We start from the raw sequence: 18,435 nt of genomic DNA, 5'->3' as shown, positions 1-18,435 counted from the left end.
AGATGAACGGTAAACATGAGATTTCAGTTTCCAATCGTGATATCAGTTTTAAGTTTACACTTGAAAGAAATATTACAGTAGTTGTTGGAAACAGTGCGACAGGAAAGACTACACTGTATGAGCTTATCTATGAACATATGCGTGACGGGGAGCACAGCGGTATCAATCTGTTATGTGACAAAAAATGTGTTGTCCTTGATGATCCGGACTGGAAAATACGTTTAAGGAGAATAAAAGACAGTATAGTTTTTATCGATGAAGGGGCTGATTTTATTTCAGGTAAAGAATTTGCCCGTGAAATACGTAAAACTGATAATTACTATGTTATATTCAACAGAGAAAAACTTAAAGAACTTCCGTACAGTGTTGAAGCGGTTTATGAAATAAAAAGAAGCGGTAAATACTGCAGATTTGAAAAAAGATATATTTCTGATAATCAGTTAGTGTATAACAAACACGCTGACTTTGTTCCGGAGTTTCTTGTAGTTGAGGATGCCAAGTCAGGATTTCAGTTCTTTCAGGTGGTTGTTCAGAATAAAAAGACAAAGTGCGTTTCTTCCAAAGGAAATTCGAATATTATAAAATGGCTTGAAAAACACAGAACAGAAAAGGTGCTTATTATCGCTGACGGCGCAGCATTTGGACCGTATGCAAATGATGTAGTAACTCTGATCGAAAGGACTTCAGGAAACATAATGCTTTGTCTGCCGGAATCATTTGAGTGGATGATACTCGCTTCCGGTATACTGGCAGATAAACAAATCAGTGATGTAATCGCAAATCCATCTGAATACATTTTCAGTGAAGAATTCTTCAGCTGGGAAAAGTTTTTTACAGATCTGCTTGAAAAATCAACTCAGGGTACCTATCGGGAATATACCAAAAAGGAGATAAACAATTATTATCTTTCTTCCGGAAATGCAGAACGTATTGTTTCTGTACTGAACGGATTGTTTGATGAAAATGAGCATTTTTCTTCGAAAAATGAATTATAATAATTTTGAGTGTTAAAAGCAAAGGAGAATACAGATCCATTATGAACAGAACAAAGGCAGAACAGGTTTTCAGGAGTTATACTGATAACTATGATTCATCTGATGTAAAAATCAAACTTAAGATAGACCATACATTCAGGGTGGCTGAGATAGCTGACAGGATTGCGGCGGGCTTAGGTGCAGAACGCGATTTTGCGTGGTTGTCGGGGCTTCTGCATGACATCGGAAGATTTGAGCAGGTGAAAAGGTACGGCACATTTTACGATGCGGTATCCATCGATCATGCGGAGCTCAGTGCGGATATACTTTTTAAGGACGGACTTTTTTCAGAGTTTGAGAAAGCGTTGTTTTCTGATACCGGAAGTGATGAAAACATCTTTTTAAATGAAGATAAGAAGAAACTGCTTGAAACTGTTATACGTCTGCACAACAAGCTGGCGGTACCGGACGGACTTGATAAGGAAACACTGATGTATACCAGAATTCTCAGAGATGCCGACAAGGCTGATATTTTCCGTGTGCTTACCGAACCTCCGTATGACGGAAGAAATGAGCGTATCATAAACGACGGTGAGCCTGCATCTGACAAGATAATGGAGCTTGTAAAGGAACGCCGCTGTGTACCGAGAGGTATTACAAAAACTGAATTTGAAAGCCTTGTAAGTCACTGCTGTATGGCGTTTGAACTGGAATATAAAGTTTCAAGGAATATAGTAGCTAAGCAGGGATATCTTGACGTGCTCATGAACCTTGATGCGAAAAATGATACTGTAAGAGATCAGCTTAAAACTGTCAGAGATGAAATGAAGAAATGCTGGGCGGAAGCTGTAAGATGAGGATAATATATTAATGAATATCAGAAACAGACTGTCAGGCTGCGGAAAAAAGACGATCACAGTCGAAGAACTTGCGGACTTTCTGAAGGTGAGTACTGCTGATATAAGGACATTGTCAGAAAAAGCGCATGAGCTTGTGAATGAAAAAATAATTGAACCGGTTAAAGCATCAGGCAAAAACGGAAATCATTCTTTTCCATATTATAAAAAATATCGTATTCTTATAAAGGAAGAATCTGCTCCGGAAACCGTAATGAAAGTAAAAAGACTTCATCCTGTTCTGCTTAAAAGCGGTTATTTATCTTCAAATCTTTCGGTATATGAGAAATATTCAGAAATTATTGAAGGACTAAACAGATTTTTCTTTTTCATCCGTGATAACGAATTTATATCACGTAAAGAACGTTCATTTCAGATTTTCGGACATGAAAAATATCTTGATGACAGTTCTGTGAAATCACTGTTAGTGAAATTAAAAATAACAGCGGAAGATCTTAAATTCTACGATACGCCGGAGTACTGTTTCCATGACTATATTCCTGAACGAAAAGAGCATATGACACTGCTTGTGTGTGAAAACAAGGATATTTGGTTCGGTATTCGGCGTCTTATGTTTGAATACCGCTGGAACAGACTGTTCGGGACTGAAATTGACGGAGTTGTATACGGCTGCGGTAACAAGGTTTCGCAGAGTAACGGTGCTCTTCTTCAGTATGTCAGATTCATGGGTGATCCGGATGTGAAATTTTTATACTGGGGAGATATAGACAGGGAAGGGTTTGATATATTTCGCAGGACATGTGAAGTTAATCCTTCAGCGGATATATCTCTCTTTATTCCCGGCTACAGAAAAATGATCGGACTTTCCAGAGGTACCGTGCCGGAAGACAGTCCGTCTGATAAAAAGGACGGAATGCTTTTTGATGATCTGTTTACAGAATTCACACCGGATGAAAGAGAATTTTTAAATGATGTTTTAAAGCATAATAAACTTATACCACAGGAAATCATCCCGTTTACAAAGCTAAGTCAGGAGTGATCAGATGCTTCGTTCTGATTTAAAGGAAATGCTTTCAGGCTTTCAGAACAGAATGAAATTTATAGACATAGTCCGCAGCATAACAGTAACAAGTTATCCGGACGAAATAAAGAAGATGTTTAAGGGAGATTATGATATCGTCAATAATCTGGTAGTTGCAGTTCTTCTTTATATAAAGGAACGTACGCTCAGCGATGTACTTCAGTGTACGCTTAAGGATATTGAAAATTTTCTCGACAGCATTATTCAGATAATTCCTGAAGAATACGAAATAGATTCAAATAAGCTCGCCTATTTTATAGTAGTTAATGTTCTTCAGAATAATGGTAAGATGATTGAATACAATACCTTCTTTTCAGATTCGGAAAGCTTTCGCAAAATGCCGGTCCGCCTTGTGAATGAAGAAAAAGGTTCTTACAGACTGACGGATGAGGTCTTTGATTTTCTGTATCGTTCAAAAGAAATAGAATCAGAACTTGATTATTCAGTTACACGTTTCAAAATGCAGGAATACATGAAGCGTAAAAACTATTCCGAGGCGCTTTCTCAGAGCAAGGAACTTGTTTCAAGACTCAGAAATATGAGTCAGAGTATGGATGATTTTATCCGGCGCTGTCGTGAAAACATTATGAAGATTACAGTAGACGAATACGAGCGTATTGTCGGTCAGTTCAGAAATCTCATGGTCGATGAACAGAAGGAGCTTGAAGATATACAGAATACTGCAAAAAGAGAGTCGGAAACGATAAGGAAAGCTCTTGAAAGCGGTGCGGATACTGAGGAGTCAAGAAAGAACCTGCAGGCACTTATTGAGATAAACAAAAATCTTGATATTACAATTCTTGAACAGCGGTCACTTATAAACGCCAAACATTCAGTTTCGGAATCCTATAAACAGATCCTCAGGGACAGTTTTGCTATAAAGAGTTTTGAACGTATGAATTTTGAACAGGATATAATGGTAAAGCTTCGCAGGATGGGCGACGGTCTTGGTGATGCAGCTATGACATTAATGTGGCCGCTGTGCAGTCCGGAACTGGAGAAGAAGTTCAGTATAGAAAACTTCTATTCGTCGTACGGGATCATAGGTGATGAACCGGAGGAGGAAGGCGTATCACTTGAAGAAGACGATGATGAGGTTTTGAAACGCAGCAGGGAACGAAATGAAATTTTCGATGCTATATGTAATTCTTTCTTTGCATTTCTTTTAAAACACGATGATTTTTATATAAAAGATTTTATACGTTCCTTATCTATGGATGATCTTTTTAAATGGAGTCTTGAAGGCCTTCTTCCGAATACACTTATGACCATTTACCAGAAGAAGTTTATAGACCTTGAACTGCTCCGTTCTGAAGATGATATCCTGGTGTCAGAACCGCTCGGAGAACTTGATCTTCTCTGGATACTGAGCAATATGCCGAAAGAATATCTGAGAATGAAAAAAATAGTATTCTCAACGTCATATGAAACATTTGACTTTACCGTTACTGACGGAGAGAACAGCGTGAAAATAGAAATGACAAATTACCATGTCGAGGTGGAACGATGAACAGTAATTCGATCAGACTTTATCATGAACTGATGAAAAAAGGCTGGATAGACAGAAAAGACAGCAGTGCAGTCTGGAACTGTGCTGAAGATCCGGAAGCAAGAGAAGAACTTGAGCAGATGGGTGATGAACTCGGATTTGAGATACTTCAGGCTCAGGATCGTCTTTATCTGGTGCCTACTGAGGAAAATGACCTTTTTATGAAGAATAACGTTGATTACCGTTCTGATATCAAGGCAACCAGTGAAGTGCGTGCACGAGATCTGTATCTTCTTAATTATTTTGCCGTATATGTTCTTTTTCTTTTTTTCAGGGGAGAAGGTACAGATGCACAGGTACGTGATTTTATTACGAAGGAAGAACTTATAAAGGAATTTACAGAACACTGTGAGGATGTTACCAAGAAGGGTATTGATGGTGATGACAAGAAAGAAGATTTCAGCGAAAACTTTCTTATGCTTGCTGAAGACTGGCTGAGTAAAAAAGAAGGCGATGAAACAAGCAGAAGGATCGAAGACCGGTATGGTGTTGTAAACAAGATCATGCTGAAATTCAGAGCAGATGAGCTTTTCTATGAAGAGGAAGGCGGAATCATCAAGCCAACAAGAAAAACGAAGGATCTTATGCCTTACGTACTTCGTAAGGACAGAGTGCGTGCAATAAACAACTGGATAGAGGAGGATCGGCATGCCGCAGATAACTAAAATAAGAATAGTAAATTTCAGTTACAATGACGGCAGCAGATTCATACCTGACGAACTGTATGATCTTTCTTCACCGGAGGATGGTGAGGCGCTCAACTCGCTTTTCAATCTCAGCAACGGCGGTGGCAAGACAGTTCTGGTTCAGCTTCTGATGCAGCCCGTCCATCCGAAAGCGATGGCCGGCGGAAGACGTATTGAAGAATATTTTTCACGTCCGGGTGATCATTCGTATATAGTGATAGAATGGAATACTGACGGAAGCCGTGAAAAACTGCTTACCGGTATCTCGATAGCTGCAAGCACCAGTAATTCAAATGATGAAAATCAGCGCGGAAATAGTATAAAGTACTATACATTCAAAACTGTTTATGAGGGTGGATCTCCTTACAGTATTGCTTCGCTTGATCTTTCCTTCAGTGACAGAGGCAAATATGTTCCCGCCTCATTTGACTATGTTCGTGAGAAGGCAAAATCAAGCCGAGGAATGCTGGAGTATTATTCTTCGGATGACAGTGTAAGATGGAGTTCGGTTCTTGCAGAATATGGCATACTGCGCTCTGAGTGGGAAAATGTTATAGAAGTTCTGAATAAAGACGAAGGCGGACTCAGTCAGTATTTTGATGAAGCAAAGACATCTGACAGACTCATATCCAAGTTCTTTATTCCTGCAATTGAACAGAAACTTAAGAGTGCTGCCACATCAAAGACGGACGATTCACTTGAAACTATGCTCCTCAATTATGCAAAGAAGATCACTGTTAAGGAAAGCGCAATAAAAGAACGTGATAACAACAGGAAACTGCTTGCGGATCTTTCCGGTGTCAGCGAGATGAGCGGGGAACTGTTTAATATCAATGACAAACTGACATCCTCGGTAAAGGATGCATTCGGATTCAGAAATGCAGTTAATGATAAACGTATCTCAATCGGAGATGAAAAGTCAAAAACAGATGACGAAATATCAAAGCATGAAGAACAGATAGTTCATATAGATCACGAAGAAAAATCAAAGGCATACTATATTGCCGCAGAGAATGCTGAAATAATTAAAACTGAACTGGAACATGCAAAGGAACTCCTGGATAAAACTGAAAGTGAACTTGGAAATAAAAAACATGAAGAGGAACTTCTTCAGTGTGCAAATCTGAAAAGACAGAGAAATGACGCTGACAGCAGGAGTACTGCCTTAAGAGGACAGATCGAAGCAAAGGAAAATGATTCTGATGAGGCTCAGCGTATAGCCAGTCTGAAATACTCAGTGTTTGTTCTGGCTGAAGAAAAGACTTCAGAGCTTGATAAGAGGCTTGCCGATAGAAAAGAAGAATATGATGAAGAAAATGAAACTCTTGAGAAATGCAGAAAATATAAGAAACAGGCTGAAGAGATTCGTGATGCTGCCAAGGACAGATATAATTCCTTAAATTCGCAGCTTGAAACATCAAAAAAGAATACGGATTCCCGCCTTGCAAATCTGGAAATCAATATTATGAGAGGATTTGACGGTTCCTATTCTGAAGAAGAGATAAACGCTGAAAAAACAACGAAAGAAAAGGAAAAGAGTGGTCTTGAAAACCGGATAGATACAATGAAAAAACGTGTCACTGCGGTTGATGAAAGAATGCGTGCAATTCCGGTAGAAAAGGCAGATATAATGCTTGATTCAGGTAAAACGACAGCTGAAATAGAGAAAGCCGGAAAAGAAACTGCTTTCTATGACGATCTTTATGCCAAGCTTCTTAAGGTTTGCGAAAAGCACAGTCTTATGAGTGATGCAGTTTTCTCAGATACTCTGAAAAGCGTTGTAGTAAAAGAAACTGAAGAAACAAGAGTTATGATCTCGAAGCTGACTCAGGAAAAGCATACTCTTGAGGGAAGACTCGAAGCTTCTGAAAACGGGTGTGTTCATATACTGCCTGATATAATGAAATATGTTGTTTCAACAGGCGTGAGCTGCAGTACAGGTGAAGGATATCTCTGCAGTCTTACGGAAAGCGGAGCACTGTCAGATGAATCTGCGGATGCTATACTTGACAGATATCCTGAACTTGCTTATTCGCTTCTGTTTGACAATGATAAGGAGCTTAATAAACTATTATCTGCCGGGAATACTGAATGGCTGCCTGCATCTGTACCTCTTTTCACCATGGATCAGATGAATCAGATACTGAGCGGAGATCTTGAAAACAAAGCGTATCTTGCATTATGCGACAGGAGTTATTTTGCAGACAGAGAAGGTTACTGCAGTAGGATCAGTGACGAAATAAAGGAGACTGAAAGCAGGATAAGCCTTTATGAAAACCGTCTTCCGGAACTTAAGTCAGAAGCAGAACTGGCTGATAAATTTGATTTTGCTCCGGAATGGAGAGAAGATCAGGATAAACTTATTTCTGAACTCATGCAGAAAGAAAAAGAATATGCTGAAAAGCTTTCCGGACTTGAAAAAGAGAATAAGGAGCTGGAAGAGGAGAACAGGAAGATCAAAAGTGATATTGATAAAGCAGTCAAAAATCTTTCAGGGCTCGAAACATGGTTTACTCTGTTTGCAGAACTTCGCCGAATGCTTGATGATGAAGCAGATCTGAATGCAAAACTCGGAGAATCACGTGCTGATCTTAAGTCTTCGGAGGATAAGTATAATAAGGCCTGCGATGATCTTGAAGAACATAATAAGCTTATTTCAGTACTTGACAGTGAAATTACAGCAATAAAGACAGAATTCAGACGTGTTCAGGATATACTTGAAAAAGTAAAGAATGCAAAGGAAGCAGATATCACTGACGGTGATTTGGATTCACTCTGGGGTCAGTACCAGACACTTCTTACAAGTATGAATGATGATATAGCCTCTCTGAAAAGCAGGCTTGAAGAAGAAATAAAGAGAAAAACTGAAGCAGAAGAACAGCTTAAAGCATTTGACTGTGAAGCTTTTGAATATGAGGATCTGATATATTCTACTGAGCTTTTCTCAAAGTACAAACGTGAAAGAGAGGAATGTGAGGCACGGGCGAAGAATTGTCGTGAAGAGTTCGGTAAATGCAGCAATAAGTACTCGCGTGCTGATCAGAATCTGCAATTTGCTCTTGATGCACTTGCAGCTTTTGAAAACAAGCCTCTTCCTGAAAATGAGATAGGTGATGATTTTGCCGGAAGAAGAAAAACTGCCTCTGATTCAGTAAAGATGCTTAAACTAAAAAACAATGAACTTGAAAAAACAGCACGTCTTATGGAGAAAGTGTATAATCTTGCCGGATATATGCTGGATAGTTATGAATGCGTTGAAACTGTAAATGAAGTTATTCTTTCTGATGACCCTGAAAACCAGTTTGGTGCTATAAGAAGGGCAGTGGAAAAAAGTAAAGATAAATACAATGAAAAGAAAGATGAACTTGACAGGAGTCTCAGTGATATCATTCGGAATTATGATGGCATTGTAATGCATGAAATAACTGAAAAACTGACTTCTGTCAGAGCAATGCTGTTTGATACTTCATTAAAGGGAGACAGACTGTTTACAGTGAGCGAGAGTATCAGTACTATGATCGAATCTCTTGAAAAGGAAAACAAGAGAATAGAAACAGATCTTCGTGAAATTGAGAATGATTTCAACGATATCTTAAATCAGTGCATGATACAGGGCAAGAGAATGTACACAGATCTCTGCAAGATAGCTGCAAGTTCGCGGGTACAGATAATAAAGGAAAAACCTCAGATCCAGATGTTCAAGTTTGATCTTCCGGAGGAAAAGGCTATCTCAGAGGAACAGTCAAAGCTTTCGATAAGCACAGAGATAGAATACGGTTCGAATGAACTTAAGGATCTTATAAGAGATGGTGCAGAGGACAGAGTTATCCGTAAAAAAGCCAGAGCTGTTGTCGGCAGTGAAAAGCTGCTTCACAAATATATCTGTCAGGATACTATCGCTGTTAAAGTTTATAAGGTCGAACAGAACAGCAGCCGTTCAGTTTACAAGAGATGGGAAGATACTCTTGTTCAGAATTCCGGCGGTGAGAAATTTGTTGTATTCTTCTCGCTTGTCCTTACACTTATGAATTATACCAGATCAGTGACCGGGTTTGCTGATAAAAATGCAAGCGGTGTTCTCATTCTTGACAATCCATTCGGAAAGATCACATCTGAACATCTTCTTAAACCGGTATTTGAGATTGCAAAGCGCTATAACGTTCAGCTTATCTGCTTCAGCGATATCAACAAGAGTGATGTTATTAACTGTTTTGAATGTGTTATAAAACTTGTGATAAAGAAACAGAGCTTGTCAGATCAGGAGATAATGACACATGAAGGAAATGATGTTATAGAGCATGGATTTTACAAGATAACAAACGGACAGCTTAGTCTGTTTTAAAACATATTCTGCAGCTGTTTCACAGACTAGACTGCGAAAGAATGAAATATAACAAAAACAGCATAACCTGCCGGCGAAAAAAGCTTGCTGGTTATGCTGTTTTTTATTGTTCTTCAGTCTATCATTATTACAGTATCAGTGCCGTGAATAGATAATGTTAATGACTTCGCCGAAGGATTTAAACAGTTTATCTTTATATTTTCACCATGCTTTACGACAGTAATTTCGATAACGGTTCTGCCTTCAGTATCACAGATCCTTGCATGTGCCGGAACATCATCGACAGGGGAATACCAGACTATTTCAGCGTTAGCGGAATAATCGTATGCAAAACTATTTTTGAAATCACCATATGCGATAAGTGAGTTTTCCTTTGCGTAAACAGGCATTTCCATATAGGAACAGGTACGTGTTATGAATTTTCCGCCGGTTTCGGTCTGGCCTGTTATTATGTCGGTCCAGTTTCCTTCCGGCAGGTAGAACTGTACAACACCGTTATCACGGAATACCGGAGCGCAGAGCAAAGAATTGCCGAGCATGTACTGCCTGTCAAGCGTGAGGCATACCGGATCATCGGGATACATTAGGAACATTGCTCGCATCATCGGGATTCCGGTCTCGTGTGTATGAACTGCTTCGGAGTAAAGATAAGGCATAAGTCTGCCTTTGAGTTTTGTAAAGAAACGCAGAACATCGACAGATTCATCGTCAAAGAGCCACGGTACACGGTAGGAAGAATTGCCGTGAAGCCTGCTGTGGGTGGAAAGAAGTCCGAAAGCACACCAGCGCTTGTAAAGGTCGGGAGTGGCTGTGTCTTCAAATCCGCTTATGTCGTGACTGAAAAATCCGAATCCGCTTAAACATAGTGAAAGACCGCCGCGGAGTGTTTCGGCCATTGAAACGTATTCTGCGGTGCAGTCGCCGCCCCAGTGAACTGGAAATCTCTGACCGCCTGCAGTGGCACTTCGTGCGAAAAGACACGCTTTGTTTCTTCCGTGACACTCTTCAAGTGCTTCGAAAACAGCGCGGTTATAAAGCAGGGAATAGAGGTTGTGCATTTTTTCAGGATCAGATCCGTCTGAGTATTTAACGTTCACCGGAATTCTTTCGCCAAAATCGGTTTTTATAAAATCCACACCGGTTTTGCACAGTGATCTGATCTTGGCTTTAAACCATTCACATGCTTCATAGTTTGTGAAATCGACTATAGCCATTCCCGGCTGCCACATATCTGTCTGAAAAACTGAACCGTCAGGATTCTTTAAAAAGAATCCTTTTTTCATGCCTTCATCAAACAATACTGATTCCTGTGCGATATAAGGATTTATCCAGACGCAGACTGAAAGCCCGTGATCCTTGATTTTTTTAAGCATTCCTTCCGGATCAGGGAAGCAGTCGGTATTCCATTCAAAATTCGTCCATTCGTATTCTCTCATCCAGAAGCAGTCAAAGTGGAATACTTCAAGAGGAATGTCGTATTGTTTCATTTTATCGATGAATGAAAGCGCTGTTTCTTCACTGTAGTCTGTAGTGAATGAAGTAGTAAGCCACAATCCGAATGTTTCTGCAGGCGGAAGGGCAGGGCGTCCTGTAAGGGCCGTATAAGTGCTGATAACATCACGTGGAGTTTCTCCGCCGATGATGAAGTATTCAAGCTTCTCTCCGGGAACAGTGAACGACAGTTTTGAAACGGTGTCTGATCCGACTTCAAAAGAGACTTTGTCTGCGGAGTTTACGAAAATACCGTATCCCTTTGATGAAATGCAGAACGGAACACTTTTGTAAGACTGGTCAGAACTTGTACCGCCGTCTGAGTTCCAGATCTCGACGGTCTGGCCGTTCTTTACAAAAGGTGTGAATTTTTCTCCGAATCCGTAAATGTTTTCTCCGACATCCAGCGAAAGCTGTTCACGAATAAATGCAGATCCTGTATATGCACTGTCCCACGGCCTGCTGTTACGGTATGAGGTGACGCGAAGTTGCGTGCTGTGTTCATCTTCAGTAATGTATGAGGTCGATTTAGTTCCGTTATGCGTAAGTTTATTACCGTGAAACTCAAAACTTATGTCCCATACAGGACCTTTTTTTATAACTGCTTTCGTTTCATCGGAAACGAGTTCCGTATATTCTTCAGTATCATTTATCTCAGGCTTAAACTCATCATCACAGAAAAGTTCAAAAACCTGGTGTACTGTCATATGATCCCCTGAAATGAACGATGCTGACTTTTATAACATTCTCCATTACCGATGATACGGTGACTTCCAGGTTCGGTCCGCCGAGAGTCATGCCGCGGTTATAGACAATATACGGTGCAGCCGTGCATCTGACTGATTTTTCGTCACATACAGTCCGGTAATTGTGACAGGCGTATTTAACATCGTAATTCTTTTTGTTGAGCCAGAAGCCGTCTGAAAATTTCATACATACACATCCTCTTCATAATAATAACAGGATACATAAAGAAAATATGTATCCTGAAATCTGCTTATGTTTATTACTGAGCTTTACCGAATTCTGAAAGTTTAAGAACGTCGTTCTTTTCAAGCGCCCATCTGATATTCCATTCGCTTGTGAAAAGAAGCAGATAGTTGTCGTGGAAGTCCTGAACGATCTTTGTATCGCTGGTAAGAGAAAGTGTCTTGACATCGAAGTCGAGAGCATTGTCGATCCATCTGATGTATTCGTAGGAGAGAGTTTCACGTCTTATGTCAACGCCGTACTCATTCTTGAGTCTGTATTCAAGAACTTCAAACTGGAGCATGCCGACAACGCCGACGATAACTTCCTCGTAACCAGTGTATGGTTCTGTGAATATCTGAATAGCACCTTCCTGAACGATCTGGTTGATACCCTTTAAGAACTGCTTTCTCTTTAATGTGTCCGTACATGATACCTTGGCAAAATGTTCAGGAGCGAAGGTAGGAATTCCGAAGTACTTAAACTTCTTTCCCGGCATTGTGATAGTGTCGCCGATGGAGAAGATACCCGGATCAAATACACCGATGATATCTCCGGCGTAAGCTTCCGAAATGATCTCACGTTCGGATGCCATGAGCTGCTGAGGCTGTGAAAGCTTCATTTTTTTGCTGCCCTGTACGTGGTAAACTTCATTTTCACGCTCAAACTTACCTGAACATATTCTCATGAAAGCAATTCTGTCGCGGTGAGCCTTGTTCATGTTAGCCTGGATCTTGAATACGAAAGCTGAAAAATCCTCTTCAAAAGGATCGATAACACCCTGGTCAGATTCACGGGCAAGAGGTGAAGGAGTCATCTGAAGGAAGTTTTCAAGGAACGGTTCAACACCGAAATTTGTAAGAGCGGAACCGAAGAAAACAGGGGAGAGCTTACCGTTCTGAACAGCATCAAGGTCGAATTCCTCGCTTGCGCCGTCAAGAAGCTCGATGTCGTCAACAATAGTTCTGTAGTTTTCCTCTCCGATTATCTCTGAAAGGTGCTCATCGTTAAGATCAACTTCAGTTGCTTCAACTTCCTGATGACCGCCGTTTGCGGTAAATGAGATGATCGCTCTTTTGTCACGGTCGTAAACACCCTTGAAACTCTTTCCGGAACCGATAGGCCAGTTTACAGGATAAGTTTTGATACCGAGTTCGTTTTCGATCTCTTCAAGAAGGTCAAAAGGATTTCTTGATTCACGGTCCATTTTGTTGATGAATGTGAATATCGGGATCCCTCTCATTACGCAGACCTTGAAAAGTTTTCTTGTCTGAGCTTCGACACCCTTAGCTGCGTCGATGACCATTACTGCTGAGTCAGCAGCCATAAGTGTACGGTATGTATCTTCCGAGAAATCCTGATGTCCCGGTGTGTCGAGAATATTGATGCAGAATCCTTCGTAGTTGAACTGCATAACGGAAGACGTTACAGAAATACCTCTCTGCTTTTCAATCTCCATCCAGTCTGAAACTGCATGACGGTCAGACTTTTTTCCCTTTACAGTACCAGCCTGATTGATTGCTCCTCCGTACAGAAGAAACTTTTCAGTAAGTGTGGTTTTACCTGCGTCAGGATGTGAAATGATAGCAAAGGTCCTTCGGCGTTCAATCTCTTTTTTTATTGCTGGATTCAAATTAATTCCTCCGATGTTTTATATTTATGGTTATGCTGAAACACTGATTCAGCTGCAGATACGGAATTGTTCCGGCGCTGCTGATCTTAACAGAAGTGTATCAGCTTTTAAGTTCCACGCTGTCAACGAGTTTGTTTCTGTCACCTCTGAAAGTTCCGTTGTCAGTGAAGAAGAGGTAAGTACCCTTGTTGCAGCCGCTGAATGTACAGTCATATGCTTCGGCAGCGTTGTTGAAGCATATTATGCCGCCTTTGAAGCTGCCCTGTGCAAAGCAGTTTTCAAAGCTGCATTCTCTGAAAACAACACGGTTGAGATTTGCGGAACGTATTATGCCTCCCGTTGTATTCTGGAAGCTTGTTTCATAACCGCAGTTTTTAAACTCTGAACGGGTCACTGTAAGTGTACTGTCCTGGTTTAAGTCAAAAACTGCGTCATTTACATAGTCAGTGAATGTGCAGTCATCTACGCTGATATTCTGGCATCCGTGAAATCTAAGACTTCCGCCGTTTATGAAATCGCAGCTGCGGAAAATGACGTTCTTTGCACAGCTGAATCCGATGTGAAAGTCGTGTATCTGGGTCATGTTTGAAAGGTCGATCCTGATATTTTCGAAAATAATGGTTTCCCTTGTTATTTCGCAGCTGTTGTAGTTTGCAGATGAACTTAAGACTATTATTCTCTTCGGATCAATGGTTTCATGTCCCATGGAGTAAAGATGCATGCATTTTTCCGTATTGGCGATAGCGCCGCATACATATTTCTTGGTATAGCACAGAATGTGTCTGTAAAGCTCCGATGTATCAAGCTTGTTGGTCTTCTCGTATTTTTCTGTGTCCTGTTCAAGGATGGAAACTGCATAACCGCAGAGAAGTTCAACGTCGGAACGTTTTATTTCAAGTGATGCAGCAACCTCGGAAAGATAATCCACCTGTTTCTTTTTCAGGTTTCCGGTTGAGCATGCAATAAGCAGACAGTCCATGAAGAAGATTATCTCAAGATGCATGTTCTTGCAGTTGCGTATGAAGTCTGCTGTTTTTTCCGGTGTGAGTTCACCGGCACTTCTTATATGGTCAGAAATTACCGTAACAGCGTTTGTGCTGTCCATTATTCTTTTTATAAACTGGATCTGGTTGTCGGTATCAGTATTTTCATACTGAGCAGTAATGTAGAGCAGATCGTAATAAACGCTTTTCAGACGTTCATCAGCTTTTTCAAGCGGATGTTCCTTGATGGCGGAACCCTGAAGTATGGTCTTGTTGAAAAGCTCGTAAACTTTATTTGAATCCATGACGGCTTCCTTTCTTTATCGTAATCTTCTTCGTGAAGGAAGAGATGATGAACGTTCGCGTCTTGAAGGAACGGCAGGAGCTGCTGTTTCCGGCGCTTCAGTGTTTTCTGTTTCTGTCTGTGCAGGTATTTCCTCTTCACGTTCCCGTCTTGATCCGAGTCTTGAACGTTTTCCTCTGCGTTTTTCCTCTGAAGCCTCACGTTCAGATCCTGAATCGCTGCGGCTTTTTGCGGTTTCCGCTGGTTCTTCCTGTACACCGAATATTCTGCTTATAACAGCAGATACTTCTTTTCTGTATTTCATGTTCTTTGACGATGCTGAAAATACAGGCTCGATGTCTTTCATGGTCTCGCTGAGAATGATCGAAACAGAGTTGATATAGCGTTCATAAGCCGACATGTCTGTTATGTTTCTGTCGTTGTAGTTTCTGAAAAGCTTTTCCGGGTTAGGAACAGGCAGGTCAGTGAGCTTTATTTTTGTAAAATCAATATTCTTGAGTCTGTTTAAAGGCTTCTGCTGTACTGATTCCACAGGAACAAATTCCTCGGCAGTCTGTTTTCCGGATGAACCGAATGCATTCTGGACCGAGAAAATGTTTTCGCTGGCGGTCTGTATTTCCGGAAGCAGGCTCGAACGGAACTCGTCGATTTTCTGAGTAGGCTGGTGAGAATCGAAAATTTTATCGAATTCCTGGGAAAAACTGATCACCGAAGGACTCTTGTCCCATCTGTCAAGATAAGCAAGTATTTTATATTTATCAAATTTTTCAGGATGATTTTTTGAATAGGTCAGTACGTCGATGTGATTTACACCGCGAGCATTCAGTATTCTCCGGGTCTTTTCCACTATTTCAGGAATGTCTTTCTGGTTAAATGCATCAGCTTTGTTTATTATGATGAGCTTTGGAATATGCTGATCCGTTCTCTTCAGCATTCTTATGTCATTGTCGCTGATTCCCAGTGTATTTATATTTATGTCCGCAAACCAGAGTATGTAGTCAGAAAAATTTATTCGCTGGATGGTTTTGAGTTCATCTGTTGAAAGCATTTCCCCGTATGACCTTGTATATCCCGGAGTCTCCATGAACGCGATGTGTCTCAGTTCAGGTGCGGAAGCGTAGGTGAGAATACTGGAAAAAAGGTGTCCGAGCGGCATGTCGTCATTTTCAGAGCCTGAAAACGCTGACATGAGTTCTTCCGGCTCCATTGTGATGAAGTGTCCGAAGCGGTTTATACCGCAGGCATACTGTGAGCTGCCGCATATAACGTAGGCGGGAACGGCACAGTTAATGTCCGTGTCTACCGGCAGAATACCGCCGCCGTAGAGTGAATTGAAGAACGATGATTTGCCCGACGCGGTTTTGCCGCACAGTGAAATGATGTTTTTCTTGACAAGCTGTCTGTACGCTGCGTAATCCCTGAGCCTTTCGTAAGCTGATTCAAGTCTGGCGCACAGTTCAGCGTGAGCAGGATAAATGTCCGGAAGATATTTTTTCAGAACATTTCGTACCGGTGCGATGTTTTTTTCAAAAACATCTTCACTTCCTGAGCATCTGGTTATCTCTTTAAGAAATGCAAGCTGTTTTTCAGCTTTCTGATCCATTCAGAGCACCTCCTGACAGATTGATTACATATTCTCTACTGGTTCGATCGCAAGAATTTCAAGATGCTTTAAAATAAGCTTTCTTGTAAATGAAATGAGTGCAAGCCAGTCTTTCTTCTTTGCTTCATCAGTTTCACCGAGAATATGATTGTCGTGATAGAACTTCGAGAAGATGACTGCAAGTTTATAAGCGTTTTCGCAAACGTAGTTAGGTGCCTTTTCATCTATTGCGTGGCGGAATACATCGCCTGTGAGAAGGATGGCGAGAATAAGCTCACGTTCAGCGTCTGTGTAGAGTTTAGCCGGCTTGGCATCGGAATTTTCAGTGTTTGTCTTCTTTAAAATTGAGTTTATTCTTGAAACAGTGTAGAGAAGGTAAGTGCCGGTCTTTCCTTCAAATGAAAGGAACTTGTCAATATCGAAGATGTAGTCCTTTGATCTGTGGTTGATAAGATCACCGAACTTTACAGCTGCAATACCTACACGCTTAGCAATCTCACTGTGGTCTTCAGCAGAAACGAATTCTGATGTGCGGAGCTTTTCCGCGGCAGCGTTTGTAACTGTTTCGATAAGGTCGGAAAGCTTCATTACACCGCCGTCACGGGTCTTGTACGGCTTGCCGTCGCTTCCGTTCATTGTACCGAATCCTAAAAGTTCAAGTTCAGTGTCTGCAGGTACGAGCTCTGCCTTCCTTGCACAGCGGAATACCTGTGTGAAGTGGAGATCCTGACGCTTGTCAACAACGTACCAGATCTTTTTCGGAGCGAAGTCCCTGTTTCTCTGGATAATGGTTGCAAGGTCAGTAGTAGCGTAAATGCTTGAATTGTCAGACTTTTTGATGATAACAGGAGGCATAGGAGCCTTGTCTGATTCTTCGGCAACGTCAACGACCATAGCGCCTTCGCTTTTGTAAAGAAGACCCTTGTCAGTAAGAATTGAAACGAGTTCATCGATGTACTTGTCTGCGTCGCTTTCACCGTACCAGTAGTCGAAGTCAACGCCGAGCTTTTCGTAGTTGCCCTTAAGATCGTTTATTGAAACTCTTAAAATTTCCTTCCATACGGCAATGTATCCCGGTCTGCCGTTCTGGAGGTCTGCAGTGAATTTATGTGCCTTTGCCTTGAATTCTTCGTTTTCCTTGCTCTTTTTGCTTGCGAAAGGATAGATCTCGTTGAGCATGTCGGCAGTAAGTTCAGGAACTTTTCCGTCCTTGAAATCTTCCTTAAAGCAGTCCCATTCAGGATTTCTTTCTTCAAGTTCAGCTATAACAAGACCGATCTGAAGACCCCAGTCACCGAGATGTACGTCGGAAACAACATTGTATCCGCATTCGCGTGCAAGACGTTTGAGTGATTCACCGATTATAGCGGAGCGGAGATGGCCGATGTGGAGCGGCTTTGCAACGTTAGGTCCGCCGTAGTCCATAACAATTGTGTCACCGCATCCGACCTGAGGAATACCGATGTGAGCGTCATCAGCAGTTTCAGCGAGGAGCTTTACAAGATATTCGTCAGTCATTGTCATGTTGATAAATCCAGGCTTTGCAACTTCGACCTTTTCAAAGTCCGGGTCATCACTCAGAACGTTCTTTATCTCTTCAGCGATGATGAACGGAGCCTTTTTATACTGCTTGGCAGCAGCGAAGGAGCCGTTGCACTGGAACTGACAGAGGTCCATACGGTCTGAAACGAATACTGCACCGAGTGCACGGTCGTAACCGCATTTTTCAAAGGCGTCGGAAACTTTTTCAGTTAATATCTGGGTAATTGTCTTCATTTTTATATTCCACCTTAAACCGAAATTTTTTAAACAATATCTATTCTATTCTACCATATTTCCGCTCTGAGTGCAACACTGACAAACTGATATTTTTCAGTACGGACATTCATGTTTTATTGGTCAATCACGACATACCGTTTATTTTTCTGCCGGCGAAAAAATACAGCCGCGTGCGCCGCGGCTG

The 18,435-nt window shown here is 41.2% G+C and carries 12 protein-coding genes; 6 read left to right on the top strand and 6 right to left on the bottom strand.

Annotated features, from left to right (window positions below; genetic code table 11):
- Positions 1 to 2 precede the first annotated feature (2 nt).
- From CC97_RS02070 to CC97_RS02045, 6 genes are read left to right on the top strand one after another with little or no spacing between them, the layout of a single operon-like run.
- Positions 3 to 995 (top strand): hypothetical protein, encoded by a 993-nt coding sequence (locus CC97_RS02070; RefSeq protein WP_044973511.1) that lies wholly within the window; start codon positions 3 to 5, stop codon positions 993 to 995.
- Positions 996 to 1,036: 41 nt separating this feature from the next.
- The gene (locus CC97_RS02065; protein ID WP_044973510.1) at positions 1,037 to 1,831 is read left to right on the top strand and encodes an HD domain-containing protein; all 795 of its coding nucleotides are present in this window, start codon (positions 1,037 to 1,039) and stop codon (positions 1,829 to 1,831) included.
- Between the two features lie 13 nt (positions 1,832 to 1,844).
- Positions 1,845 to 2,870, top strand: coding sequence for a Wadjet anti-phage system protein JetD domain-containing protein (locus tag CC97_RS02060; RefSeq protein ID WP_044973509.1), 1,026 nt, complete (start codon positions 1,845 to 1,847; stop codon positions 2,868 to 2,870).
- A gap of 4 nt (positions 2,871 to 2,874) precedes the next feature.
- Positions 2,875 to 4,422, top strand: a complete 1,548-nt coding sequence (locus CC97_RS02055; RefSeq protein ID WP_044973508.1) for a hypothetical protein — start codon at positions 2,875 to 2,877, stop codon at positions 4,420 to 4,422.
- A complete protein-coding gene (locus tag CC97_RS02050; protein ID WP_044973507.1) occupies positions 4,419 to 5,126 on the top strand; it encodes a DUF6063 family protein in 708 nt (235 codons plus the stop codon). The genes CC97_RS02055 and CC97_RS02050 overlap by 4 nt, the downstream gene beginning before the upstream one ends.
- Complete coding sequence (locus tag CC97_RS02045; RefSeq protein WP_044973506.1) at positions 5,110 to 9,489, top strand: hypothetical protein; 4,380 nt, start codon at positions 5,110 to 5,112, stop codon at positions 9,487 to 9,489. The genes CC97_RS02050 and CC97_RS02045 overlap by 17 nt, the downstream gene beginning before the upstream one ends.
- 113 nt (positions 9,490 to 9,602) lie before the next feature.
- Here CC97_RS02045 and yicI read toward each other — a convergent pair whose 3' ends face one another.
- From yicI to argS, 6 genes are all read right to left on the bottom strand, one after another.
- Positions 9,603 to 11,687, bottom strand: coding sequence for an alpha-xylosidase (gene yicI / locus CC97_RS02040; RefSeq protein WP_049962622.1), 2,085 nt, complete (start codon positions 11,685 to 11,687; stop codon positions 9,603 to 9,605).
- Positions 11,665 to 11,913, bottom strand: a complete 249-nt coding sequence (locus CC97_RS20435; RefSeq protein ID WP_049962621.1) for a hypothetical protein — start codon at positions 11,911 to 11,913, stop codon at positions 11,665 to 11,667. The genes yicI and CC97_RS20435 overlap by 23 nt, the downstream gene beginning before the upstream one ends.
- A gap of 73 nt (positions 11,914 to 11,986) precedes the next feature.
- Positions 11,987 to 13,582 carry a peptide chain release factor 3 gene (locus CC97_RS02035; RefSeq protein WP_242848097.1) on the bottom strand — a complete coding sequence of 532 codons (1,596 nt, stop codon included), beginning with the start codon at positions 13,580 to 13,582 and terminating at the stop codon, positions 11,987 to 11,989.
- A 100-nt stretch (positions 13,583 to 13,682) separates the two neighbouring features.
- Positions 13,683 to 14,870 (bottom strand): right-handed parallel beta-helix repeat-containing protein, encoded by a 1,188-nt coding sequence (locus CC97_RS02030; RefSeq protein WP_044973505.1) that lies wholly within the window; start codon positions 14,868 to 14,870, stop codon positions 13,683 to 13,685.
- 15 nt (positions 14,871 to 14,885) lie between these two features.
- Positions 14,886 to 16,472 (bottom strand): dynamin family protein, encoded by a 1,587-nt coding sequence (locus CC97_RS02025; RefSeq protein ID WP_044973504.1) that lies wholly within the window; start codon positions 16,470 to 16,472, stop codon positions 14,886 to 14,888.
- Between the two features lie 24 nt (positions 16,473 to 16,496).
- Positions 16,497 to 18,248 (bottom strand): arginine--tRNA ligase, encoded by a 1,752-nt coding sequence (argS, locus tag CC97_RS02020; protein ID WP_044973503.1) that lies wholly within the window; start codon positions 18,246 to 18,248, stop codon positions 16,497 to 16,499.
- Between the last annotated feature and the right edge of the window lie 187 nt (positions 18,249 to 18,435).

The organism is Ruminococcus sp. HUN007 (assembly GCF_000712055.1).
Lineage (GTDB): Bacteria > Bacillota > Clostridia > Oscillospirales > Ruminococcaceae > HUN007.
This window is presented reverse-complemented; position numbering and strand designations above follow the sequence as displayed.

Coding starts and splice junctions, on each gene's coding strand:
- CC97_RS02045 (WP_044973506.1), top strand. CDS start 5,110: ATGCCGCAGATAACTAAAATAAGAATAGTAAATTTCAGTTACAATGAC.
- yicI (WP_049962622.1), bottom strand. CDS start 11,687: ATGACAGTACACCAGGTTTTTGAACTTTTCTGTGATGATGAGTTTAAG.
- CC97_RS02070 (WP_044973511.1), top strand. CDS start 3: ATGAACGGTAAACATGAGATTTCAGTTTCCAATCGTGATATCAGTTTT.
- CC97_RS02065 (WP_044973510.1), top strand. CDS start 1,037: ATGAACAGAACAAAGGCAGAACAGGTTTTCAGGAGTTATACTGATAAC.
- CC97_RS02025 (WP_044973504.1), bottom strand. CDS start 16,472: ATGGATCAGAAAGCTGAAAAACAGCTTGCATTTCTTAAAGAGATAACC.
- CC97_RS20435 (WP_049962621.1), bottom strand. CDS start 11,913: ATGAAATTTTCAGACGGCTTCTGGCTCAACAAAAAGAATTACGATGTT.
- CC97_RS02030 (WP_044973505.1), bottom strand. CDS start 14,870: ATGGATTCAAATAAAGTTTACGAGCTTTTCAACAAGACCATACTTCAG.
- CC97_RS02055 (WP_044973508.1), top strand. CDS start 2,875: ATGCTTCGTTCTGATTTAAAGGAAATGCTTTCAGGCTTTCAGAACAGA.
- CC97_RS02060 (WP_044973509.1), top strand. CDS start 1,845: ATGAATATCAGAAACAGACTGTCAGGCTGCGGAAAAAAGACGATCACA.
- CC97_RS02050 (WP_044973507.1), top strand. CDS start 4,419: ATGAACAGTAATTCGATCAGACTTTATCATGAACTGATGAAAAAAGGC.
- argS (WP_044973503.1), bottom strand. CDS start 18,248: ATGAAGACAATTACCCAGATATTAACTGAAAAAGTTTCCGACGCCTTT.